The 22,226-nt window shown below is 46.3% G+C and carries 23 protein-coding genes and 1 other RNA gene; 13 read left to right on the top strand and 11 right to left on the bottom strand.

The genetic code is table 11. The features are described from left to right. Positions 1–22 precede the first annotated feature (22 nt). Positions 23–775, bottom strand: coding sequence for a YebC/PmpR family DNA-binding transcriptional regulator (locus ACN0QW_RS02440; RefSeq protein WP_417428455.1), 753 nt, complete (start codon positions 773–775; stop codon positions 23–25). A 250-nt stretch (positions 776–1,025) separates the two neighbouring features. On the opposite strand from ACN0QW_RS02440, the gene ACN0QW_RS02435 reads away from it, so the two are divergent. Beyond that, entirely contained in the window at positions 1,026–1,319 is a 294-nt protein-coding gene (locus ACN0QW_RS02435; protein ID WP_417428453.1) for a hypothetical protein, read from the top strand. A gap of 10 nt (positions 1,320–1,329) precedes the next feature. Here ACN0QW_RS02435 and ACN0QW_RS02430 read toward each other — a convergent pair whose 3' ends face one another. The 5 genes from ACN0QW_RS02430 to ACN0QW_RS02410 form a co-directional block, all read right to left on the bottom strand. Then, complete coding sequence (locus ACN0QW_RS02430) at positions 1,330–2,151, bottom strand: TIGR00282 family metallophosphoesterase (protein WP_417428451.1); 822 nt, start codon at positions 2,149–2,151, stop codon at positions 1,330–1,332. A gap of 159 nt (positions 2,152–2,310) precedes the next feature. After that, on the bottom strand, positions 2,311–2,904 hold the full coding sequence (locus ACN0QW_RS02425; protein WP_417428449.1) for a 5-formyltetrahydrofolate cyclo-ligase: 594 nt from the start codon (positions 2,902–2,904) through the stop codon (positions 2,311–2,313). Positions 2,905–2,962: 58 nt separating this feature from the next. Further along, a non-coding RNA gene (gene ssrS / locus ACN0QW_RS02420) (6S RNA) lies at positions 2,963–3,119 on the bottom strand. A gap of 9 nt (positions 3,120–3,128) precedes the next feature. Continuing rightward, complete coding sequence (locus ACN0QW_RS02415; RefSeq protein ID WP_417428447.1) at positions 3,129–3,470, bottom strand: cell division protein ZapA; 342 nt, start codon at positions 3,468–3,470, stop codon at positions 3,129–3,131. 4 nt (positions 3,471–3,474) lie between these two features. Then, positions 3,475–3,699 (bottom strand): hypothetical protein, encoded by a 225-nt coding sequence (locus ACN0QW_RS02410; RefSeq protein ID WP_417428445.1) that lies wholly within the window; start codon positions 3,697–3,699, stop codon positions 3,475–3,477. Between the two features lie 291 nt (positions 3,700–3,990). Between ACN0QW_RS02410 and tkt the strand changes: the two genes are divergently transcribed. The 9 genes from tkt to ACN0QW_RS02365 all read left to right on the top strand — a co-directional run bounded on the left by tkt (position 3,991) and on the right by ACN0QW_RS02365 (position 14,848). After that, a complete protein-coding gene (gene tkt / locus ACN0QW_RS02405; protein ID WP_417428443.1) occupies positions 3,991–6,006 on the top strand; it encodes a transketolase in 2,016 nt (671 codons plus the stop codon). Between the two features lie 29 nt (positions 6,007–6,035). Continuing rightward, positions 6,036–7,034: a class I fructose-bisphosphate aldolase gene (locus ACN0QW_RS02400; RefSeq protein WP_299373580.1), complete on the top strand. Its 999-nt coding sequence runs from the start codon at positions 6,036–6,038 to the stop codon at positions 7,032–7,034. Between the two features lie 102 nt (positions 7,035–7,136). Then, positions 7,137–8,147, top strand: a complete 1,011-nt coding sequence (gap, locus tag ACN0QW_RS02395; RefSeq protein WP_417428441.1) for a type I glyceraldehyde-3-phosphate dehydrogenase — start codon at positions 7,137–7,139, stop codon at positions 8,145–8,147. 182 nt (positions 8,148–8,329) lie between these two features. Further along, positions 8,330–8,983 carry a thiamine phosphate synthase gene (locus ACN0QW_RS02390; protein WP_417428439.1) on the top strand — a complete coding sequence of 218 codons (654 nt, stop codon included), beginning with the start codon at positions 8,330–8,332 and terminating at the stop codon, positions 8,981–8,983. An 86-nt stretch (positions 8,984–9,069) separates the two neighbouring features. Then, complete coding sequence (efp, locus tag ACN0QW_RS02385) at positions 9,070–9,636, top strand: elongation factor P (RefSeq protein WP_047762249.1); 567 nt, start codon at positions 9,070–9,072, stop codon at positions 9,634–9,636. An 86-nt stretch (positions 9,637–9,722) separates the two neighbouring features. After that, the gene (locus ACN0QW_RS02380) at positions 9,723–10,523 is read left to right on the top strand and encodes an inositol monophosphatase family protein (RefSeq protein ID WP_299373596.1); all 801 of its coding nucleotides are present in this window, start codon (positions 9,723–9,725) and stop codon (positions 10,521–10,523) included. Between the two features lie 178 nt (positions 10,524–10,701). Then, positions 10,702–12,255 (top strand): OmpA family protein, encoded by a 1,554-nt coding sequence (locus ACN0QW_RS02375; RefSeq protein WP_417428436.1) that lies wholly within the window; start codon positions 10,702–10,704, stop codon positions 12,253–12,255. A gap of 103 nt (positions 12,256–12,358) precedes the next feature. Then, the gene (locus ACN0QW_RS02370) at positions 12,359–13,519 is read left to right on the top strand and encodes a flagellar motor protein MotA (protein ID WP_417428434.1); all 1,161 of its coding nucleotides are present in this window, start codon (positions 12,359–12,361) and stop codon (positions 13,517–13,519) included. Between the two features lie 6 nt (positions 13,520–13,525). After that, positions 13,526–14,848: a peptidoglycan -binding protein gene (locus ACN0QW_RS02365; RefSeq protein ID WP_417428432.1), complete on the top strand. Its 1,323-nt coding sequence runs from the start codon at positions 13,526–13,528 to the stop codon at positions 14,846–14,848. Between the two features lie 62 nt (positions 14,849–14,910). Here the strand turns inward: ACN0QW_RS02365 and ACN0QW_RS02360 are convergent, their stop codons facing one another. Beyond that, on the bottom strand, positions 14,911–16,743 hold the full coding sequence (locus ACN0QW_RS02360; RefSeq protein ID WP_417428430.1) for an ABC transporter transmembrane domain-containing protein: 1,833 nt from the start codon (positions 16,741–16,743) through the stop codon (positions 14,911–14,913). Between the two features lie 226 nt (positions 16,744–16,969). On the opposite strand from ACN0QW_RS02360, the gene rpmE reads away from it, so the two are divergent. Next, on the top strand, positions 16,970–17,194 hold the full coding sequence (gene rpmE, locus ACN0QW_RS02355) for a 50S ribosomal protein L31 (RefSeq protein ID WP_085901212.1): 225 nt from the start codon (positions 16,970–16,972) through the stop codon (positions 17,192–17,194). A gap of 34 nt (positions 17,195–17,228) precedes the next feature. Here rpmE and ACN0QW_RS02350 read toward each other — a convergent pair whose 3' ends face one another. Continuing rightward, positions 17,229–17,654: a DUF1465 family protein gene (locus ACN0QW_RS02350; protein ID WP_417428428.1), complete on the bottom strand. Its 426-nt coding sequence runs from the start codon at positions 17,652–17,654 to the stop codon at positions 17,229–17,231. 311 nt (positions 17,655–17,965) lie between these two features. On the opposite strand from ACN0QW_RS02350, the gene ACN0QW_RS02345 reads away from it, so the two are divergent. Further along, positions 17,966–18,427: an Hsp20 family protein gene (locus ACN0QW_RS02345; protein ID WP_417428426.1), complete on the top strand. Its 462-nt coding sequence runs from the start codon at positions 17,966–17,968 to the stop codon at positions 18,425–18,427. 561 nt (positions 18,428–18,988) lie between these two features. Here ACN0QW_RS02345 and ACN0QW_RS02340 read toward each other — a convergent pair. The 3 genes from ACN0QW_RS02340 to ACN0QW_RS02330 are packed head-to-tail and all read right to left on the bottom strand — an operon-like array spanning position 18,989 to position 21,011. Further along, entirely contained in the window at positions 18,989–19,777 is a 789-nt protein-coding gene (locus ACN0QW_RS02340; RefSeq protein WP_417428424.1) for a 3-hydroxybutyrate dehydrogenase, read from the bottom strand. Positions 19,778–19,810: 33 nt separating this feature from the next. Continuing rightward, positions 19,811–20,770: an AEC family transporter gene (locus ACN0QW_RS02335; protein WP_417428422.1), complete on the bottom strand. Its 960-nt coding sequence runs from the start codon at positions 20,768–20,770 to the stop codon at positions 19,811–19,813. 58 nt (positions 20,771–20,828) lie between these two features. Further along, positions 20,829–21,011 (bottom strand): DUF1192 family protein, encoded by a 183-nt coding sequence (locus tag ACN0QW_RS02330; protein ID WP_417428420.1) that lies wholly within the window; start codon positions 21,009–21,011, stop codon positions 20,829–20,831. A 217-nt stretch (positions 21,012–21,228) separates the two neighbouring features. Here ACN0QW_RS02330 and ACN0QW_RS02325 point away from each other — a divergent pair, with 217 nt between their 5' ends. After that, positions 21,229–22,212, top strand: a complete 984-nt coding sequence (locus ACN0QW_RS02325; protein ID WP_417428721.1) for an NAD(P)H-quinone oxidoreductase — start codon at positions 21,229–21,231, stop codon at positions 22,210–22,212. Positions 22,213–22,226: the final 14 nt, after the last annotated feature.

The following is a 22,226-nucleotide window of genomic DNA, read 5'->3' as shown; positions in this document are numbered from 1 at the left end:
TGGACCCGGCCTCCTTTATGACTTAACCAGCTGTAAGCTTGTCCATGATTTCATCGTCGATTTCAAAATTCGCACTCACATTTTGAACATCGTCGTTATCATCAAGCGTATCAATCAACTTCAACATTGTTGATGCCTGATCTTCATTCAAGCTTATAGTGTTTTGTGGTTTCCACTGCAGACCAAGTTCAGTCGGCGGGCCAAATTTTTCAATCAAAGCATCACGAACATCCGCAAAATCACCCGGATCACAAATGATTTCGTGGTCATCTTCGGTGCTTTCAACGTTATCTGCCCCTGCTTCAACAGCGGCTTCGAACATTGCATCTGCATCAGCAACAGACGCGGGATAGGTCAAAGAACCAACACGGTCAAACATGAAAGAGACACTGCCTGTTTCCCCCAGGTTACCACCAAGCTTGGAAAAGGCAGTCCGAACTTCCGATGCTGTTCTGTTACGGTTATCAGTCGACGCATCAACAATCACTGCGACGCCAGCCGGACCATAACCCTCGTAACGAACGTCTTCGTAATTTGCGACATCTTCCCCACCAGCAACACGTTTGACAGCGCGATCAATGTTATCTTTTGGCATGTTCGCAGCACGTGCAGCCATAATGGCATTACGCAAGGTCGAGTTTTGCTCTGGATCCGGTAACCCAGCACGGGCTGCAACCATAATTTCGCGGGTGTGACGCGCAAAAATTTTTGCACGTTTTTTATCTTGGGCACCTTTGCGGTGCATAATGTTCTTAAATTGTGAATGGCCTGCCATGAGCAGAATTCCTAGCTCTTGTATTATTAAACGGTATTTTTAATTGCCTTCTAGCAGGATTTCGCTGCCAGAAGAAGCCCTAATAGAATTGTTTTCTTTTTTCGGCCACACCAACACTAAATGATCATCCGCTATTATGCCCTTGAAACTTGATAAGCTTAACCAAAACCATTAACTAAAGTTTAAGTTAAAATGCATAGAGTAGGCTATCATTAACTAAAGAACGTGATATCTGGATCGGGTACACATCATGGCTGAGAAATTTCACATCCTCGATTTCCCCGAGGACAATCAACTTGATGCAAAAGAATTTTCAAAACTTGCTGAACAAGCTGCTGACCTGACAGAGGATTACGCATTTTATTCAAATCTGGACGCTTTAAACACTCTTCTTGAAACGGCAAGCCCTTCGCCGGACCAACCACTGGAAGCAGCTTCACAAGTAGCCGCCATCGCCAAAGATACTCTTCAACAAACCAGCATGATGATTGATGAGGTTCAGCGCTTTAAATCCCTATCAAAAAAAATCGCTAAGCACTCTTAATTCAATAACGCTAATCAACCTGTGGAATCGTTTGAGACAAGCGCCCACCAACACGCACAGGCTCTACACGAGTAGCTAGCCCTGTGGCATCATCTGTTTCTACATACAACGCACACAAAGTCGCCTCGCCAACAGCCGGGCTCATGCGTTCTGTCGGCAATTTTTTGGTAAAGCGCGCGACGGGAACTTCTTTTTTCATGCCAATAACCGAATCATAATCCCCGGTCATCCCGACATCACTCTGATAGGCTGTGCCATTTGGCAACACTGTATGATCAGCGGTTGGTACGTGGGTATGCGTTCCAACAACAAGACTGACTTTGCCATCCAAAAAGTGTCCCATGGCCATTTTTTCACTGGTTGCTTCGCCGTGAAAATCAACCACAACCGCAGAAAGCCCCTGCTGCCCCATTTTATAACGATCCAGTATTTTGGAAATCGCCGCAAAGGGATCATCCAACGGATCCATAAACACTCGCCCCATGGCATTCATCACCATGATCTTACGCCCACCGGGCGCCTCATAGAGTGCAGCTCCACGCCCAGGCGCGCCTTCTGGATAATTCAAAGGGCGCAACAGTCGATTTTCCTTGTTAATGTAAACTATGCAATCCCGCTGATCCCAGCTATGATTACCACCAGAAACAACGTCAGCACCGTGATCAAAAAACTGCTTACAGATTTTTTCTGTGATTCCGAAACCCGATGCTGCATTTTCGCCGTTCACAATAACGAAATCCAGTTTCAGATCCCGGCGAAGTCCTGGCAAATGCGCAACAATTGCATCACGACCAGAGCGCCCGACAACATCACCACAGAACAATAATCTCATAACAGTCTCTTTAATTTACGGGTTATTGAGGAAAAACACCTTCTTTCAATACACCGCGTGTACTACCCCGTGAGGAAGAGCTTGGCAAAGAATTTACCCAATCCCCCCTAATCCCGATAATCTTTAAACTACCGAAACAGAGCATTTAGGTCAGAGTGATCAGGAAAGCTCGATAACTTCCTGCTCAGTCACAATATAATCCAAAGGTTGATCATAAGGTCCACGAATAACTGCGGGCATTTCCTGCCCAGCATAGGCTATACCAATCGCAATGACTGATTTTTTAGCCCGCAACTTATCCAGCGTCCGGTCATAAAACCCGCCACCATAGCCAAGCCGATATCCAGCACGATCAAAGGCCAAAAGAGGAACAAAAAGCACATTAGGCTCCAATTCGTCCTTGTCGGCACTCGGTTCTTTTGTCCCGAAGCCAGCATCATCAAGCGTATCGCCTGGTGCCCAACTTCTGAAAACCAAGGGCTTACTAGCACCCAACATAACAGGAAGCACCGGGGTGAAGTCTTTATGATGCAAGGTTTGTAATAATGGCATGGGATCAAGTTCATCCCCCAAAGGCCAATAGGCGGAAACAACTGAATGCGCAGGCAATGAAATCGTTTCAAACAGGCGTCTGCATAGCTGATCAGCCGCATTCGGATTGTGCTTATAAGCTTCAGCACGATTCGTCTTGGCTTCTTTACGGAGTAACTTTTTACGTTGATCTATCTCATCTATATTCGATGTATTCATCATCCCCTCCAAATTCGTCGCTATTTACCCTGACCAGGGCTGAATAAACCAGAGAGGAAAACGTGGTGCCGCGGTAGCCGTCGGCTCAAAGTCCTCTTGCGGCCTGCATAAGCAGGTGGGCGCCATATGCCAAGACCACGATCTTGACAGGGACAGCTCCCTAAAGAAGATTATTGGCCCCAGGGATTTTACCAGCCTAACGCACCCCGCAGCACCAGTGAGATCTTTTACTGATTTTCCAATCGGGCGGCAATAGATTCCAGACGATCCGCACAATTTTCCAGCGCGCTTGCGACTTTCTCTGCTTCAACCTCGTCAGCAGCGGCATCTTTTTTACCGTTTCCGGATTTACCATCATCGATTTGGATATAGGCTTCGTGTAACTCGTCTGCAAGAAGCAAACTTGCCATAAGCATTAAATGGGTTTCACTTACCTGCCCCATTGATCCTTTAAGTTCGTCAATCTTTTGATTGATATATTTAGCCAAGCCCAAAAGGTGATCTTCTTGTCCATCCTGACAACCAACTGAATAGCGGCGTCCGTTCACGGTCAGTGTTACTTGCGCCATATTCTTACTTCTCCAGTGAGGCCGAGAGTTGCCCGATCACTTTATCAAGACGATCACCAACTTCTTGTTTTGTGGTTTTAAGATCAGCATTCTCTTTCAGACTCTGATCAAGATTTTTTTGCATCTCTTGAAGTGTTCCATCGGATTCGTTTGATGTGGCCTCAAAGTTTTTCTCAATTGTATCCACTGCTAGAGCAAGACGCTCCAGAGCTTTTAATAATCTCGTCATATCAAGAAACAGCCATTTGCTGAAATTTTATCCCCAGATTCAGTAACCCAGCTCAATTACAGGGTAATATCAATATTAACCAGAATAAGATGCCCATCTTACATAGGTCAACCGCCTGTCTTACAAGTCTTTTCATTGTGTCCTTTATAGGGTCATTTTCCCGAACTTAACAGCCATTCCTCAGATCACTGTTGACCTTGGCGGTGCAAAGGGGCATTTTGCCGCCGTTAATGGCCCCCTGTCTTAAACATTCCAGACAGGATAATCTGAACCCAACTGGGGATCTTGAATATGACTGCACTGCGCCTTCCCGTATCTGCTGCGGACGCCGCGCCAGGTAGCAACCACACTGATATGGCAAATGCCATTCGTGCTCTTTCCATGGATGCCGTTCAACGCGCGAACTCTGGACATCCAGGAATGCCAATGGGCATGGCTGATGTAGCTACCGTACTTTACAGCCGTTTTCTTAAATTTGATCCATTACGCCCTGACTGGGCAGACCGCGACCGTTTTGTTTTGTCTGCTGGTCATGGATCAATGCTAATCTATTCCTTGCTTCACTTGACTGGTTATCCAGACATGACAATGGATCAGATTAAAAACTTCCGTCAACTGGACAGCATCACAGCTGGTCACCCTGAATTTGGTCATGCTCCTGGCATTGAAACAACGACCGGTCCCCTTGGACAGGGAATTGCGACAGCTGTCGGCATGGCCTTGGGCGAGCGCATGATGAACGCCCGTTATGGCGACGAAATTGTTGATCATCACACCTATGCAATTGCCGGTGATGGCTGCCTTATGGAAGGTATCAGCCACGAAGCAATTTCAATGGCAGGTCACCTGAAGCTCAACAAGCTGATCGTTCTTTTTGATGACAACGGCATCACCATTGATGGCTCAACGGATCTATCCGTTTCCGATAACCAGATCAAACGCTTTGAAGCCTGTGGCTGGGATGCGGTTGCTATCGACGGCCACGATCCAGAAGCAATTGCTGCGGCAATCGACGCAGCCCGTAACAGTGACAAGCCTTCTCTTATTGCCTGTAAAACAGTAATTGGTTTTGGCGCCCCGACAAAAGCGGGAACATCCAAAACTCACGGTGCGCCGCTTGGCGATGATGAAATTGCTGGTACAAGAGAAAAAATTGGCTGGCCACACGCCCCGTTTGAGATCCCAAAAAACATTCTCAAAGCGTGGAGAGCAGCTGGTGAACGCGGCGCAGAATTCTCTGCGGCATGGGATGCTGAACTTGCAAAAATCCCAGCGGACAAGCGGAAGCTTTTCGAAGACCAGATGGCTGGAAAACTACCAGATGGCTGGAAAGAAACTTTCCAAGCTTACAAAATCAAAGTCAGCGAAGAACTACCCAAACTAGCGACTCGTCAGTCTTCTCAAAACGCACTGGAAGAACTTACTGCGCTGATCCCACAAATGATTGGTGGCTCTGCAGATCTCACAGGTTCCAATAACACCAAATCAGGCGTTCAGGGCCCTGTAACTGCAGACAACTATGGTGGCAGTTACATTTATTACGGTGTACGTGAGCACGGCATGGCTGCCGCGATGAACGGACTTGCACTTCACGGCGGCTTTATTCCTTACGGTGGAACGTTCCTAGTATTTACCGATTACTGCCGCCCATCTATTCGTCTTTCTGCCTTAATGAAACAACGCGTCATCTACGTTATGACCCACGATTCTATCGGCTTAGGCGAAGATGGTCCGACGCACCAACCAGTTGAGCACATTGCCTCTCTTCGTGCGATCCCGAACCTTAATGTGTTCCGTCCTGCGGATGCGATTGAAGCTGCTGAGTGCTGGGAACTCGCACTTGAAAGTGAAGACACACCTTCTGTGATTGCGTTGACTCGTCAAGGACTTCCTGCACAGCGCAAGGATTTGTCTGTAAACTTCTCAGGTTATGGTGCTTATATTCTTAACCCATCTGTACTGGATCGTCAGGTCACCCTGTTGGCAACAGGATCAGAAGTTGAGATTGCAATTGCTGGTCAGAAACTTCTTGAAGAAATGGGTATTGGTACAGCCGTTGTTTCCATGCCATGCTGGGAACTGTTCAAGCAGCAGCCACAGCATTATCGTGACGAAGTCCTCTCCCCCGGCACACTAACCGTTGCCGTTGAAGCTGCTCTTCCATTTGGATGGCACGAGTGGATTGGATCACAAGGTGCATTTGTCGGGATGACTGATTTCGGAGCTTCGGCCCCAATTGATCAACTCTACAAGAAGTTTAAAATTACACCTGAAGCCATCGTAGATGCGGTTAAAGCTCGTCTATAAAGCTCGGGATCTGTTAAAGGATTTTAGATATGACTGAATCACTTGCAGATATTGCACAAGCTCTTGTAGCCAGCGGCAAGGGAATTCTTGCCGCTGATGAGAGCACAGGCACCATAAAAAAACGGTTTGATTCTATAAGCGTAGAATCAACCGAAGACTCTCGTCGCGATTACCGCGAGCTGTTGTTCCGAGCAAAAGGCGGGAATGATTTTATCAGCGGCGTCATTCTTTATGATGAAACCCTTCGTCAGAATGCAGCTGATGGCACGCCCCTTAGTAAAGTCCTTCAAGATCAAGGGATCATTCCCGGCATTAAAGTTGATCTTGGGGCCAAACCACTTGCCGGGCATGACACTGAGACGATCACCGAAGGCCTTGATGGCCTCAGGGATCGCTTGAAAGAGTATGCAAAACTTGGCGCCAAATTCACCAAGTGGCGTGGTGTTTATAAAATCACTGAAGAAACCCCCAGCTTTGCAGCGGTTAGCGCCAATGCACACGCCTTGGCACGCTACGCTGCGCTTGCACAAGAAGCTGGCTTAGTTCCAATCGTTGAACCTGAAATCCTGATGGATGGTGATCACGACATCAATGTCTGCCAGGCCATTAGCGAAGAAGTTCTGCGGTCCGTTTTTGCCGAATTGGCAAATCAGGAAGTCGAGTTGGAAGGTATTCTTCTAAAACCAAACATGGTGATTGCCGGACAGGATTGTCCTCAACAGAGTTCTGTTGACGAAGTTGCTGAACGCACTGTCGCAACCCTCTTGCGCTGTGTGCCTGCTGCTGTTCCGGGCATTGTTTTCCTATCTGGTGGTCAAAGTGATGATTTGGCAACAAACCATCTCAATGCCATGAACAAGATCGGTAGTAATCTGCCATGGAAGCTTAGTTTTTCTTATGGTCGTGCCCTACAAGCAGCCCCCCTCAAAACTTGGGCTGGTAAAAAAGAAAATGCCGATGCTATGCAACAGGCATTTTTGAAAAGAGCCGAGGATAACAGCAGGGCGTCGACAGGCACCCTGAATTAATCTTCAATTAAATGAGCACCCCATCCGAAAGGTTGGGGTGTTGTACTAAGAGGCAAAAGCCTCGAATACGTGTAACTAAATAAAGAAAATAGGTTCCAAATCATGACAGTCAAAGTTGGAATCAATGGTTTTGGTCGCATTGGTCGCCTCACACTTCGTGGAGCAATTGAAACCAATCGTGACGACATCGAAATCGTTGCTATTAATGCATCTGGGGATCCCGCTATCCACGCCCATATGCTTAAATTTGATTCCGTTCACGGCACCCTCAATGCAGAGGTCGAAGCGGATGATGAAAACATCATTATCAACGGCAAAAAAATCAGAATGTTGCATGACCGCGACCCAGCTAAATTGCCGTGGAGCGATTACGGCGTCGATATCGTGCTCGAATGTACTGGTGCCTTTAACAATGTAGAGGGTTCGTCCCTTCACATGGTTGGTGGCGCTAAAAAAGTTTTGATTTCTGCTCCTGCTAAAAAAGGTTGTGATCTAACTGTCGTGTACGGTGTTAATCACAAGCAACTTAACACTGACCACAAAATTGTGTCTAACGCTTCCTGTACAACAAACTGTCTGGCCCCGGTTGTTGACGTTCTCCAAAATCAAATCGGTATCAAGAACGGCTTTATGACAACCACGCACGCCTACACAGGCGATCAAACAACGGTTGATTCAAAGCATAAAGATTTGCGTCGTGCACGTGCTGCGGCCGTTTCAATGATCCCGACATCAACAGGGGCAGCCCGGGCAATCGGTGAGGTTCTTCCTGAACTTGAAGGCAAGCTGGAAGGAAACGCTATCCGCGTTCCAACCGCCAATGTCAGCTGTATTGATCTGACTTTCACAGCGGAACGTGATACCACCGTTGAAGAAATCAACAACGCTATGATTGATGCTTCCAAAGGATACCTCAAAGGTGTTCTTGGCATTAATGCCCTACCGTTGGTTTCCTGTGACTTCAATCACAATCCCTCATCATCTGTTTTTGATACCACGCAAACCCAGATTATCGGGGGTAACTTTGTGCGCGTTCTGGCTTGGTATGACAACGAGTGGGGCTTCAGCCTTCGTATGTTGGATACAGCCGTTGCGATGGGAAAGCACCTGTAACAAGAATATAATTCTTTGATTTGAATGGGGTTCTCTTGAACCCCATTTTCTTTTCTGGCTCTTTCATTCGTTCTTTTCTGGTATGACCTATTCGCTTTTGTGATATGAGCTATTCGCTTTTGTGATATGAGCTATTCTTTTCTATCCATTGCCAGCAACCACCCGCTTAGGTATGAGAAGCTATGAATTCAGAAATTTATCTCCTAACCCCCGCCGACCTGTTGTCTGGTGACAAGGACGTTGAACAGTTCAAAGCCTCCTATCTTCAGGCCTTGGACGGAGGCGGGATTTCCTGTGTTTTGCTGAGTGGGACAGCTAACAACGCAGAAACATTGAAGAAAGCTGTTGAAACCCTTCAGCCCATAACGCAAGAACGTGATATCGCCTTTCTCATAGAAGATGATTACCAAAACGCCAAAGCGTTCGGGTGTGATGGTGTGCATTTAAACGATGCAGGTAGCTATAAAGAAGCGCGCGAGTATCTTGGAACAGATTATATTGTTGGTGTTGACTGCGGTATATCTCGGCACGATGCAATCCTAGTTGGCGAGGCTGGGGCTGATTACGTTGCCTTTAACAATAGGCGCTCCTTGCCGGAAATTGAAGATCCTGACGTTCGTGAATTTGAAGAAGGCGGCCCCAAAGGTCTGGAACTTCTCACATGGTGGCAAACGATGATGACACCCCCTTGTGTATCCATGGATGACATCACAATTGAAATCGCGAAAGCACATGCTGAAGCCGGGGCCGATTTCATCGCGCTACAAACTGCCGTATGGAGCCATCCTGATAATTCGACAACGGCAATCATAGAAGTAAACGAGGCGATTGCCTGAACGCTTAGGACCTGATAGTTTCCCCAGCGACATAAAAGTACACACACTAATTGATGTTATTTGACAACTGAAGACGGGCACAGATCATGAAAATTAACGGTAATGCCATTCGCCCTGGCAATATTATTGAGCACAAAGGCCGCCTGATGCGTGCCATGAAAACTCAACACACGCAACCGGGCAAAGGTGGGGCGTACCTGCAAGTGGAACTAAAAGATATCCGCGATGGTACCAAAATGAATGAACGCTTTCGCGCAAGTGAAGATGTTGATCGTGTCCGCTTGGATCAAATCGAATATCAGTTTCTTTTCCGCGAAGATGACATGCTTACCTTCATGAACAATGAAAGTTACGAGCAAATCGCTTTGCACGAAGACATGGTTGGTGAACCTGTTATCTTCCTTCAGGATGGTATGACCGTTTCTATTGAACTTTATGAAGAAGAGCCAATTTCTGTCGTTTTGCCTGACACCGTAATCTGTGAAGTTGTCGAAGCAGACGCCGTTGTCAAAGGACAAACAGCGTCTTCTTCTTACAAGCCTGGTGTTCTGGATAATGGCGCCCGTATCCTGGTTCCCCCACATATCGCAGCTGGCACACGCATTGTTGTTAACACTGCTGATGGTAGTTATGTGGAACGAGCCAAAGACTAAATCGTTTATCACAGAGGGGCTTAATCAGGCCCCTCTTAAAACACGGCCCCTTAAAGTATGGCCTTCTGACACGGAAAGTAATTTCGATGGTATATCGCTCCCCCCGTATTACGGTTATGATCCGCGCCGCTGAAAAAGCCGCCCGTAGCCTGAAACGCGATTTTGGTGAGGTAGAAAACCTACAGGTTTCCAAAAAAGGACCTGCTGACTTCGTTTCAACAGCAGACCTTAAAGCTGAGAAAATTCTCAAGGAAGAGCTGAAAAGAGCGCGCCCTGAATTCGGCTTTCTTACAGAAGAAGCCGGCGTAGAAAAAGGCGAGAGCAAGGACGAGAGATGGATTATTGATCCCCTTGATGGCACAACAAACTTTCTACACGGTTTGCCCCACTTTGCCATTTCTATTGCTCTGGAGGTTCGTGACGAAATCGTTGCCGCTGTTGTGTATGATCCGATCAAAGATGAAATGTACACGGCAGAAAAAGGTAATGGCGCTTATTTGAATGACCGTCGTCTGCGGGTTTCTGGCCGTGTAAGCCTAGATAGCACGATCATTGCAACAGGAACTCCTTTCCTTGGGCGCGGTGACAGAGGCCCATTCTTGCGTGAAATCAATGCTGTAATGGCACAAACTGCCGGCGTTCGCAGATGGGGGGCAGCTGCTCTTGATCTCGCTTATGTTGCAGCCGGACGCTACGACGCATTCTGGGAAAGAGACCTTTCAGCTTGGGATGTTGCTGCCGGCTTACTTCTTGTAAAAGAAGCTGGCGGATCGGTTACAGAAATCGATGGACGGGCTTTCAAGCTAAAAAGCGAGAGTATTCTTTGTGCGAATATTGATTTGCACCCTAAGATGGTGAAATTGTTCAAAGAGTCCGGTAAATACTAGCTTTCCGCGCTCTCTAAATTACCATTTTGACTATTTTACAAAGGCTCATCATCGATGAGCCTTTGTTTCTTTTAGCCTTCCCTATTGTCGTATCCCTCTATGAGCATTAAGCTACGGACAAAGATTCACATTCGAGAATCATCCTGGGGGATGGAAATTGTTCAAGCCTATGAGCTATATGCATAATAATAGACACCAAAATCGCTCAACATTGTTACAGGCAAGCTGTGCCACACTCGCACTACTATGCAGTACATCAGCAGCGGTTGCACAGAACACAACAATCATTGGCGGGTCTGGAAGTTCTGGCGTTTATGTTAATGAGCAACTGATTGGATCCGTTCCTGCCTATTCCAATGGATATTCCTATGGCGGGCAAATCAGTGGGCAAACGCCTCCAGCGGGTTACCCTGGTGCCGGAAACAATCAATACCTCAGCAGACCGGGAAACCTTCTTTTTCCACCTGAAAGTTTTCCTCATAGTCAGGTCACAGTAAACAATTTCGCTGACTTTCAAGGTTCAGGATATAACCAAAGTCCATATTCTGCACAGGGTAATCCGCAGAATTATAATTCCTGGCAGCAACGATATGGCCAAAACTCTTATGCTCAGGGGACCTATCCGCAACAACCCGGGCAAACAACAAATTCAAGCCTCTACAATCCCTACGGACAACCTCTTGTCCCCTTGTCACAGGTATCCGGTACTCGGGTAGCAAGCACAGGGCAACAGCCACAGTACCCATCTCAAATCCCGGCATTTTCACCCCAATCACAGTTATTGGTTCCGCCCCCAAATGGTGGAAGTCGTGCTGTACAGAACGTACCAGCTATAGAAAAAAGCCCTTCGGCTCCGGCACCTCAAGCTCCTGTGTATGAAACTGCGTCAGTAACACCTGCGCCCAAAGCCACGTCTAAAAAGATTGAACCTATTAGTCAGGCCCAAGCACCAAGTTCCAGAATTCCACCCGCCCCTGCCGTGGAAGAGACACAACCAACCAAGGTTGAGCCTGTTGCAACACCGAAAATTGTTGAACCTGAAATTGTTGCTCCAAAAGCTCCATCCCCAAAAGTTCCATCTGGGGAAGAGACCACACAAACAGCCGCAACAGCAGCTAAAGGAACAACGTTCTCTGCACCTGCACCAAAAGTAACCGCGCCAACGCCATCAATCACAGCCCCAGCTCCAAAGATTGAAACTGTGACCGCAGAGCCTGTTTTGACACCGCCACCAGTTCCAGAGCCTGCTGAGACTGTTTCTGAAACGGCAATACCAACGGCACCAACAATTGCGGAAACTACCTTAACAGAGAGCACGGAAACACTTGTTCCACCACCTCCTCCGACAGAGGCTGAAGCCACACCTTCACCCGTAGAATTGTTACCAAACAACGAAACTGCCGCAGTTACCCCCCCGGAAGAACTCGGGCCTATCCAGTTATTATTTGAACCAAGTGATGCGGATCTGAGCTCAGAAGCAAGAGCACAACTAAATACACTCGCAGATCAGCTTTTAGCCGACGACAGTAAAGTTGTTCAACTTCTGGCCTATGCGGGTGATAACGAAAGTAATGCGCAAGCCCGCCGGATTTCTCTCTCCCGAGCCCTCGCTGTCCGAGGCGTACTTATGGAAAAAGGCATACCGAGCACTAGAATGCATGTTCGTGCATTGGGTAACAAAGCTAAAAACGGCAACCCGGACCGGGTAGAGATCATTCCTGTTCAAAACTAATTCTTAGAGCAACTCTCGTGCACGGGAAGTGGCTGTCTTAGTTTTGCCTAATAAAAGCTGTACCTTGCACAAAAGTTTCTAAATACCAGAGGGCGCTTAACGCATGAAACGGCCAACACGCTACCTAATCCGAATGGGGATTTTTCTGGGGATCGTAAGTATTGCTGTTGCAGTGCTTGCGCCAAGTCTCCAGGAAGCTTTCCTAGCCAATGCAGTTATGAACGGCATGATTTTAGGCGTTCTTTTCTTGGGTATTATCTATATTTTCCGGCAAGTACTCTCTCTTAATCCAGAGCTTGCTTGGCTGGAACACCTAAAAAGAGAAACAGAAGGTGGTTTGGTTTTTGCCGGTTCAATGAACGAAGTCAGAGAACCAAGGCTTCTCGGCCCCATGGCAACCATGATCGGAGAGAAAAAAGGCAAATTGAGCCTTTCCACTCTTTCTATGCGGACTCTTCTTGATGGTATCCAAAGCCGCATAGAAGAAAGCCACGATATCTCCAGATATTTGATCGGCTTGCTGATTTTCCTAGGTCTTCTTGGAACTTTTTGGGGATTGCTGGAAACCGTGAATGCCGTCGGCGATACAATCGCTGGCCTCAGCACAACAGCAGATGATCCCTCTGCTATGTTTGACGAGTTAAAATCTGGTTTAGCAACTCCATTATCTGGTATGGGAACAGCCTTCAGTTCTTCATTGTTTGGCTTAGCGGGTTCATTGGTTCTCGGCTTTCTGGAATTACAAGCAGGACAGGCACACAACCGTTTTCTCAACCACTTGGAAGAATGGCTGTCAGGCATCACCAAGCTTTCCAGTGGCGGTCCCGGCGCTGAAGGTGACCAATCAGTTCCAGCTTATATTTCTGCACTGTTAGAACAAACAGCCGAAAGCCTTGAGAAACTGGAAAGAACAATGTCTCGGGATGAAGAAGAACGTGTTCGCGGGAATCAGTCTTTAATTACACTAACGGAACGGATGTCCACACTGACGGATCATATGCGCGCAGAACAAAGCGTTATGCTCAGCATTGCAGAAACACAATCACAGCTAAAACCAATCCTCAGCCAATTGGCGCAAACACAATCTACCCAAGCAAACGCAGGTCTAGACGAAGCCTCTAAAGGACACCTAAGAAGCATGGACCTTCGCTTGGAGCAGCTTTCTGGTGAAATAGCAAATGGCAGAGAAAGTTCTGTCCAGGAAATAAGAAGCGAAATTCGTCTGTTAACTCGTACATTGGCAGCAATGGCAGAAGGCGAATAACTCCGAATGTTTTCAGCCAGCCGCAGAAGTAGTAAAAGATCTATCAATATCTGGCCTGGTTTCGTCGATGCCTTGGCAACATTGCTTCTTGTCATCATTTTCGTGCTCATGGTCTTCATGGTTGCCCAGTTCACCCTCAGCAACGCACTCAGCGGTAAAGACAAGGCACTTTCAAACCTCAACAGGGAAATTAGCGAGCTTGCAGAACTCCTCTCACTAGAGAAATCGGCGAACACTCGATTGCGGTCCAGCGTGACACAGCTAACAACAGAATTACAAAGCTCCATATCTTCACGTGACAGTCTCGCGAATCAATTAGCGTCTCTCTCGGAAGACAAAGAAAATCTGGAAGGCGAATTACTCTCTGTCAGTAAGCAATTAAAGGACCTTGTTAGCGCACAAGCTCTGTTACAAGAAAACAACGACCAGCTCGCAACCGAAAAACAACAACTTCAAAACGACAAGAAGAGCATAAAAGATCAGCTTTCTGCATTGGAATTGGCTGCTGCCAAGCTGTCTAGAGAATCAGCACAAGTAAATGCCGAACTGGAAGACGCTTATAAAGTTATTGAAGCTGATAAAGAGAAAGTTGAAACCCAACTCGCTGAAATAGCCCTGCTGAAAGAGCTCCGGGACAATCTGACGGCAAAGCTCGCAACCGCAGAAACGAGTATTACGGGGCAGAAAGCCCTTACAGAAGAAGCTCAAACCGAAGTCGTACTCCTAAACCAACAGATAGCTGCGCTTCGTCAACAACTCTCGGATATCTCAGCTACGCTGGAAATCACCGAAGCCATTAATGCTGCACAGGAAACACAGATTTTAGATCTGGGAAAACGCCTCAACGTTGCACTGGCCACAAAGGTACAACAGCTGGCTAAATACAGATCAGAATTCTTTGGCAAGCTAAGGGAGGTTTTAGGCAATAGGCAAGACATCCGGATTGTTGGAGATCGTTTTGTCTTTCAGTCAGAAGTCCTCTTTTCCAGTGGCTCAGCAACACTGGAAGCTGGTGGGCAAGAGCAGTTGGGACAATTGGCAAAAACCCTCAAAGAGCTCTCTGCCAATATCCCCGATGATATTGACTGGATTTTACGTGTTGATGGCCATACTGATGTACAACCGATCTCTACAGCTGAATTCCCTTCGAACTGGGAGCTCTCAACAGCGAGATCTATTTCCGTTGTTAAATTTCTGATAACCCAAGGCATACCGGCATCCAGACTGGCTGCAACAGGCTTTGGCCAGTTCCAGCCCTTAGACAGCAGTCGTGATGAAATCGCCTTCAGACGTAACCGCCGTATAGAGCTAAAACTGACACAACGTTAATAGGTCACCTCATCAGCGCCCATAAGGTGCTTATTTTTTCCCAGGATAATAAAAAAAGAAGCTTAGCTTGCTGCTTGGACCGTTAACTCTGCATCCAGATCCGGACCGAACTGCAGCTCTGCCAACCGTGCATAAAGACCGTCCTGCTTAACCAACTCAGCATGCGTTCCACTTGCCACGATGCGGCCTTCGTCCATGACCAAAATACGATCTGCTTTCAAGACCGTCGCCAAGCGGTGAGCAATCATGATTGTTGTTCGCCCATCCAGCAGATTATCTAATGCTTTTTGAACCGCAACTTCACTTTGAGAATCCAAAGCAGACGTTGCTTCATCTAGAAGTAAAATCTCTGGATCTCTCAGGATAGCCCGCGCAATGGCAAGACGCTGCCTCTGTCCACCAGAAAGACGCACACCTTTCTCGCCGAGGTAAGTATCATATCCATCAGGAAGCTTTTCCAAAAACTCGTGTGCAGACGCAGCTTTGGCTGCATTGATTATCTCTTCTCGGCTCGCATCTGGACGGCCATAGCGAATGTTCTCGTAGGCAGTCGCCGAGAAAACCACAGGCTCTTGAGAAACCAAGCCAATGTGTTTACGCATTTCAACAGGGTCAAAGTCGGGAAGAGTAACACCATCAATCTCAACAGCGCCCTGTTGCACATCATAGTAACGAAGCAGTAACTGAAAAACTGTCGTTTTCCCTGCCCCAGAAGGCCCGACAATAGCCACTTTCTCACCTGCTTTGATATCCGCAGAAAACGCTGTCATCGCCGATTGCGTTGGTCTGGACGGATAATTAAAACTCACATCTTTGAAAGAGACTGCCCCTTTAATTTTTGCAGGCAACGGTGTTGGAGCTTCTGGTGCCGCAATATCTGTTTTTAGAGCCAGAAGGCTCAACAGACGCTCTGTTGCTCCAGCCGCCCGTTGTAAGTCGCCTATTACTTCACTAAAGGCACCCAGTGATCCCGCGACAACAATTGCGTAGAAGACAAAAGAGGACAGCTCACCGGCGGTTATACGACCTTCCAACACATCGCGACCTCCAACCCAAAGAATCGCACTGATCGAACCGAAAACGAGTACGATAACAATCGCCGTCAAAAGTGCTCGAAATCGGATTCGCGTCACTGCCGTGGTAAAAGCATCTTCGACACGATCCGAAAAATACTGGCGATCAAGCGCTTCATGGCTAAAAGCCTGTACGGTACGAATCGCCCCGATTGTCTCATCAGCATATACACCAACGTCTGCAATCCTGTCTTGGCTGTCTTTACTCAGGGTCCGCACTTTCCGGCCAAAGAATAGAATTGGGATCAATACAAAAGGAATAACAAGCGCAACAAACCCCGTTAATTTCGGCGACGTCACAATAAGAAGAACTAACCCACCGAAAAACATCAATAAATTACGAAGAGCGATAGAGAAAGACGACCCAACAACAACCTGTAAAAGCGTTGTATCCGTTGTCAGTCTTGAAAGAACTTCACCACTTCTGGTGACTTCGAAAAAGGCAGGAGACATCTTAATAATATGCCCAAATACGGCGGAACGTATATCGGCAACAACCCTTTCACCAATCCACGACACCAGAAAATATCGCGAATAACTAGCCAAGGCTAAAAGGACCGTTACGCCAAAAAGAACAAAAACAGCCTGATCAAGAAGTTCGCCATTCCCACTGGAAAAACCCTGGTCGATCAAAGCTCTAAGCCCTCTCCCTAGTCCCAACACAGTGCCTGCAGCAATGACGAGAGCAATCATCGCACCACAGATTTGTAGTTTGTATGGCCGCACAAACTGCCATAACAACAACAGATGCTTTAACTCTTTGCTTTTAGGCGCATCTTCTTTCGATGCGGCAGCTAAACTCTTTCCACTGTTGCGGCTCATACTTATCTTTCCTAATAAAGGACTCCATTTCTGGACTCCATAAAAATAATAACTTACCTAATAACGGAATTGACCTTTGCACTCCAGTATGAGAAACCACAATTTATTAACGGCTTCAATGCGACCCTATGCCTCTGACAGGTAAATTTACACGATTCGTGGAATTAACTTGCCTCTTGGCGCAGGTTCGGTTAAATAGCCCCCGCTTCCTAAGGGGATACGGACTATGAAAAAAGATATTCATCCAGAATACCACACCATCAAAGTTGTAATGACTGATGGCAGTGAATTCGAAACACGCTCTACATGGGGCAAAGAAGGCGATACTATGCGTCTTGATATTGACCCTAAGAGTCATCCAGCTTGGACTGGCGAGCACCGCTTGGTTGATACCGGTGGTCAGGTTGCTAAGTTCAACAAGCGTTTTGCAGCTTTTGGCATTAAGAACTAAGCCAAACTGTTTAAATGTTAAAAAAGGTTCCGTTTTACGGAGCCTTTTTTTTTGCTCTATCCAATTGAGAATCCAGTCTCGCCACACGCATATAAAGCTGGTAGCTGCGCCCCATCAAATCAACCATTCTTGGGTCAGCACCATCTGGTAATTCATCTGCAGCTTCACAAACGTGGCGACCAGAGATTCTGTTATCCGGCTGTCTAGCCTCATCCAAAGTTATCTCGCCATTAAGAACAGCTCTTTGCAACAAAAGCCATGCCACAACCTGTGTCAGTCGCGTTGTAAGACGCATACTTTCACAACAAATTTGCAGTCTGTCTTCCGGCTTTAACCATGGATGCCGGTTACTGGCTCTATCGGCCAAATAGTCCCTCGCCTCTTTGGTGAGAGACAAGGCTTCTTGATAAGTCGAATCCAGATACGTAACCATAACCGCCTGATCGTCGCTATTCTGCATAATAACACAGACACATGCAGAGTTTTACCCAGCTTATCATAAGGGCCTTAACAAATTCTTGGCCCAAACAACCGACTTGAAACCCTAGGGTTCAGAGGCCACTCAGTCAGTAGTTTCTGCCAGTGCTTCATGAAAGAAGATCATACTCCGAAATCATCCCGCTATTTTTTTATGGTCATATCTTGAAAACACTCAGATCACATCCTAACTCAAACAGTACAAGGAGTGCCAATAGGGCTTCTTAGTATTCCCGAGCCTGACCATGACGGTAGGCTCATTGTTTAGCTTGTTGCTCAGAAGGAGAACACGCAATGCACCATCGTGACCTTACACCATTACTACGTGCAACTGTCGGCTTTGATCGCATGATGAATATGCTTGATGCATCCACCCGACCAGACACGGCAACATCCAGCTATCCCCCTTATAACATAGAGAAAATAGCCGAACATGATTATCGCATCACAATGGCTATTGCTGGTTTTGCACAGGACGAACTAGAGATCACCATCAAGGAAAATTCTCTTCATGTTTCCGGTAAAAAAGAACGCGATAAAAACGAAGAAGTCACCTATTTACACAGAGGAATTGCAAATAGGTCCTTTGAAAAAAGCTTTGATTTGGCAGACCATATTAAGGTAACTGGGGCAAATCTTGAAAACGGCCTTCTTGTCATTGAGTTGGCACGCGAGATTCCAGAATCAAAAAAACCACGAACTATCCCAATTTCAAATGGGGATTCCAAAGAACCTGAGCTAATAGATCAGAAATAATTTTCAGATCAAAAATGCCAAAGGCCGAGCTTATATTCGATAAGCTCGGCCTTTATTTTTTTTGGCAATATATCTAACAGACATTACGATCTATGTCGTTTGGTCTGTTTGTCCACCCTGTCAACTTGCCTTTGTTATGCAAGAGGTTATGAAGACTCGAGCCTCTCGTCAAGGGGTTGTTTTGTTTTTTGACATTTTTACGACAAAATTTGCCTTTTTTCAGGCGCTTTTCGCTCTCTGAACCAATGCTTATTCAAATGATATCAAAGCATTACGCAAAAAAAATCCGCCGGTAAAAAACCGGCGGCAAGTCAACAGGGAGGCATCAAAAAAAAGACAAATAGTAATAAAAGAACTAAAAAACCTTTTTTGACATTACAAGATTATAAGAAATGAACTAAAAAAGAGTTAACAACATAAATCTTGTTCTTACACTTAAAGATTTAAGATCTATTTTTTCTTTTTCAAGAGGCAAAAATAAAGGGAAGCAAATAAAAAGCTTCCCTTAGGTTCTAGTATTCTTCAGATGCAAAATAAATAACTATAATAATAGCTTGTAAATTATTGTGCCATCCATCCCCCATCTATTGAATAGGGTGCCCCCGTCATTTGATCCGCGGCTTCACTACATAAGAAAGCAGCAAGCTTACCTATCTGTTCAGGTGTTGAAAAATCCTGAGATGGCGTTTTTTCAGAAACCAAAGCCCGCTTTTCTTCCTCAAAAGTTCTACCACTCTCTTTTGCTCGGGCCTCGATCTGAGCACGAACCAAATCAGTTAAGACCCACCCAGGACAGATCGCATTCACGGTAATCCCCTTCGTCGCGACCTCTAACGCAACCGCCTTGGTCAACCCTACAACGCCATGCTTTGCCGCAACATATGCTGATTTATTTGGCGATGCGGTCAAACCATGTGCAGAAGCAACATTGATAATACGGCCCCATCCGTTTTCTTTCATCCCAGGTAAAGACGCCTTTATCGTATGAAAGGCAGACGAGAGGTTAATGGCAATAACCGCATCCCAGCGTTCTTCAGGAAACTCATCGACAGGTGAAACATGCTGAATCCCTGCGTTATTCACCAAAATATCAACAGCACCAAGTTTTTCTTGAGCCTCAGATATCATACCCGTGATTTCAGATGATTTACTCATATCAGCACTTGAATAGGCTACCTTTACACCAAAATCCGCGGCGATTTTTTTCTCTAGGTCTGCAATTTCGGATCGGTCCCCAAAACCGTTCAGCATAATATCAGCACCTTCTGCTGCTAAAATTTCAGCAATCCCCTTACCAATACCGCTGGTCGATCCTGTAATGACCGCCACTTTCCCTTTGAGGCCCGACATTTATTTCTCCTGTAATATTAGAATTGATAACAATTACTTGGGCAAGACGTTCACGTAGTATGCGATCAACATCGTTACCGTAACAACAGATAGAATCGTAGAAGAAAGCACGACAGACGCCGCCCTTGCCGTAAAGACCCCATATTGCTGCGCTAAGATAAAAACGTTCACACCTGTCGGCTGCGCGGCCAAAATAACAGCAACTGCTGCCCACAAAGGCGGAACATCAATAACGTTAAAAACAAGGATTGCAACGATGCAGGGATAGATAATTGTTTTTAACACAACAATTAAAAAACTTTGTTTCAAATCACCCGCGAGTTTGAATTCAGTAAGGGATACCCCCAATGAAAAAAGGGCACAGGGGATAACAGCTCCACCTAACAAAGCCGTGAAACGATCCATAACCGAGACAAACTCATAACCTGAAAGTTGATAAAGCCCACCTGCGATAAGTCCTATGATAATGGGATTGCTCCAAATCGCTTTTGCCAAAGAAAGCAACATGGTTTTGGCCCCTTGCCCTCCATCCCCTTCACGCGACAGGTCATATTCCGTCAACATCGACGTTAAGGCCATAAGTATCGGAGCTTGAAAAGCAATCAACATGGTCAAAGGGACCATGCCTTTGTCTCCAAAAGCAGAATAGACTAAGGGAAAACCAAGTAATAAAAGATTGCCATAGGTCGCCCCCATTGCCATCACAGCAGCTTCTTTTAGCCCATGCCCATACAAGAAGCGTCCGAGAACCGCGCTCAAAATAAAAATAGAAAGTGAAACGCTGTAGAAAGCAACGATAAGAGAAAAGTCGATATCCGCTGACAAGTTCCCTTGAGCCATTGTACGGAACAAAAGGGCCGGGATTGCCATATAATATACAAAAAAGGATAGCCCCTTCAAAGCAGCAGAAGACACCCATTGTCTTTTACCAGCGATGTATCCCGACAAGATAATTGCAAAGACTGGTAAAACTATTTCTAAACTGACGAACAAAATGCCCCCTTACCATCGTTACAGTTTTGCAGCGCGACAAACACCCCAATGACTGGACTTAAGCTTTAAACAAACCGTCCAGCCCCTGACGATGCTTTTCTTTTCGATCTATTTCTATCTGTGTTCTCGTGATCTCGTCCTCTAGCCGCGCAATATATTCTCTTAATTCATCTAACCCCATAGGCTCTAAATCTTTGAGCTGAGGCTTACCTTTTCTAGGCTCAAGATCATCAATATCCATACCATCCCCACTTTTTTGCTCTCATACGGTTTGTTCACATACAGCCACATATACCTTGGTATCAATTCCTGATTATGAATTTCGAGCATATCAATTGTTGTCATTGGCAATAGCCGTCTCTGCATATTAAACTGAAGATCTAAAAGAGAAACAGTAGATTAATAACCGACAGGGTAAACGCGTGGCACAAGATACTTCCGGACCATTCCCCGAAAAAATGACCGTAATTGAAATCAAAGAGTACGGTGACGCAGATCAGCTGGTGCCGACACACCGTCCGATCCCGGCCCCCGCAGAAAATGAGGTCCTTATAAAAGTCAGTTATGCTGGCGTAAATCGCCCAGACGTGATTCAACGCAAAGGTCTCTATCCTCCTCCCCCGGGAGAATCCGATATTCCCGGCCTTGAAATATCAGGAACGATTGTCAAAACAGGGGCACAAATCAACCAATATAAACCAGGAGACAAGGTTCTCGCCCTTGTTGGTGGCGGTGGGTACGCTGAATATTGTACTGCCCCGGTTGGACAGTGTTTGCCTATACCAAAGAATCTTTCGATGGAACAAGCCGCTGCGCTACCAGAGACCTATTTCACTGTGTGGAGCAATGTTTTTGATCGCTGTGAGCTTAAACCCGGCGAAACTATTCTGATCCATGGCGGAACCTCTGGCATTGGTACAACCGCCATTCAATTGGCCAAAGCTTTTGGCGCCAAAGTGATTACCACAGCAGGTAGCGATGAAAAGTGTCAAGCCTGCCTGGATCTCGGGGCCGACTTGGCTCTTAATTATAAAACACAGGATTTTGTAGAAGAATCTAAGGCTTTCACCCAGAAAAAAGGCGTCGATGTCGTTCTGGATATGGTCGGCGGAGACTACATACAACGCGATATTTCCTGTTTGGGAACAGATGGCCGCCTCTGTTTCATCGCTTTCTTGTCCGGATCACAGGCAGATATAAACTTTATGCCTGTGATGCTCAAACGCTTAAAAATCACCGGGTCAACCCTGCGTGCACGTTCCAGAGCATTTAAAGCCCAGATAGGTAACAATCTAACAGAAAAAGTCTGGCCGTTAATTGAAAGTGGTAAGCTTGGTCCTCTGATTTACAAAGTCCTACCATTGGAAGAAGCTGCTGAAGCTCATAAATTAATGGAATCATCCAAACATATCGGAAAAATTGTTTTAAAACTTGAAAAATAGCCCCAAAGCCAGCT

It is taken from the genome of Kiloniella sp., from assembly GCF_048259265.1.
In the GTDB taxonomy this organism is placed as follows: Bacteria; Pseudomonadota; Alphaproteobacteria; order Kiloniellales; family Kiloniellaceae; genus Kiloniella.
This window is presented reverse-complemented; position numbering and strand designations above follow the sequence as displayed.

Excerpts from the sequence above, each read along its gene's own strand:
- ACN0QW_RS02400 (WP_299373580.1), top strand. The coding sequence starts at position 6,036 with ATGACTGAATCACTTGCAGATATTGCACAAGCTCTTGTAGCCAGCGGC.
- efp (WP_047762249.1), top strand. The coding sequence starts at position 9,070 with ATGAAAATTAACGGTAATGCCATTCGCCCTGGCAATATTATTGAGCAC.
- ACN0QW_RS02380 (WP_299373596.1), top strand. The coding sequence starts at position 9,723 with ATGGTATATCGCTCCCCCCGTATTACGGTTATGATCCGCGCCGCTGAA.
- gap (WP_417428441.1), top strand. The coding sequence starts at position 7,137 with ATGACAGTCAAAGTTGGAATCAATGGTTTTGGTCGCATTGGTCGCCTC.
- ACN0QW_RS02345 (WP_417428426.1), top strand. The coding sequence starts at position 17,966 with ATGCACCATCGTGACCTTACACCATTACTACGTGCAACTGTCGGCTTT.
- ACN0QW_RS02365 (WP_417428432.1), top strand. The coding sequence starts at position 13,526 with ATGTTTTCAGCCAGCCGCAGAAGTAGTAAAAGATCTATCAATATCTGG.
- ACN0QW_RS02350 (WP_417428428.1), bottom strand. The coding sequence starts at position 17,654 with ATGCAGAATAGCGACGATCAGGCGGTTATGGTTACGTATCTGGATTCG.
- rpmE (WP_085901212.1), top strand. The coding sequence starts at position 16,970 with ATGAAAAAAGATATTCATCCAGAATACCACACCATCAAAGTTGTAATG.
- ACN0QW_RS02435 (WP_417428453.1), top strand. The coding sequence starts at position 1,026 with ATGGCTGAGAAATTTCACATCCTCGATTTCCCCGAGGACAATCAACTT.
- ACN0QW_RS02360 (WP_417428430.1), bottom strand. The coding sequence starts at position 16,743 with ATGAGCCGCAACAGTGGAAAGAGTTTAGCTGCCGCATCGAAAGAAGAT.
- ACN0QW_RS02390 (WP_417428439.1), top strand. The coding sequence starts at position 8,330 with ATGAATTCAGAAATTTATCTCCTAACCCCCGCCGACCTGTTGTCTGGT.
- ACN0QW_RS02375 (WP_417428436.1), top strand. The coding sequence starts at position 10,702 with ATGCATAATAATAGACACCAAAATCGCTCAACATTGTTACAGGCAAGC.
- ACN0QW_RS02430 (WP_417428451.1), bottom strand. The coding sequence starts at position 2,151 with ATGAGATTATTGTTCTGTGGTGATGTTGTCGGGCGCTCTGGTCGTGAT.
- ACN0QW_RS02440 (WP_417428455.1), bottom strand. The coding sequence starts at position 775 with ATGGCAGGCCATTCACAATTTAAGAACATTATGCACCGCAAAGGTGCC.
- ACN0QW_RS02325 (WP_417428721.1), top strand. The coding sequence starts at position 21,229 with ATGACCGTAATTGAAATCAAAGAGTACGGTGACGCAGATCAGCTGGTG.
- ACN0QW_RS02410 (WP_417428445.1), bottom strand. The coding sequence starts at position 3,699 with ATGACGAGATTATTAAAAGCTCTGGAGCGTCTTGCTCTAGCAGTGGAT.
- tkt (WP_417428443.1), top strand. The coding sequence starts at position 3,991 with ATGACTGCACTGCGCCTTCCCGTATCTGCTGCGGACGCCGCGCCAGGT.
- ACN0QW_RS02415 (WP_417428447.1), bottom strand. The coding sequence starts at position 3,470 with ATGGCGCAAGTAACACTGACCGTGAACGGACGCCGCTATTCAGTTGGT.
- ACN0QW_RS02330 (WP_417428420.1), bottom strand. The coding sequence starts at position 21,011 with ATGGATATTGATGATCTTGAGCCTAGAAAAGGTAAGCCTCAGCTCAAA.
- ACN0QW_RS02340 (WP_417428424.1), bottom strand. The coding sequence starts at position 19,777 with ATGTCGGGCCTCAAAGGGAAAGTGGCGGTCATTACAGGATCGACCAGC.
- ACN0QW_RS02370 (WP_417428434.1), top strand. The coding sequence starts at position 12,359 with ATGAAACGGCCAACACGCTACCTAATCCGAATGGGGATTTTTCTGGGG.
- ACN0QW_RS02425 (WP_417428449.1), bottom strand. The coding sequence starts at position 2,904 with ATGATGAATACATCGAATATAGATGAGATAGATCAACGTAAAAAGTTA.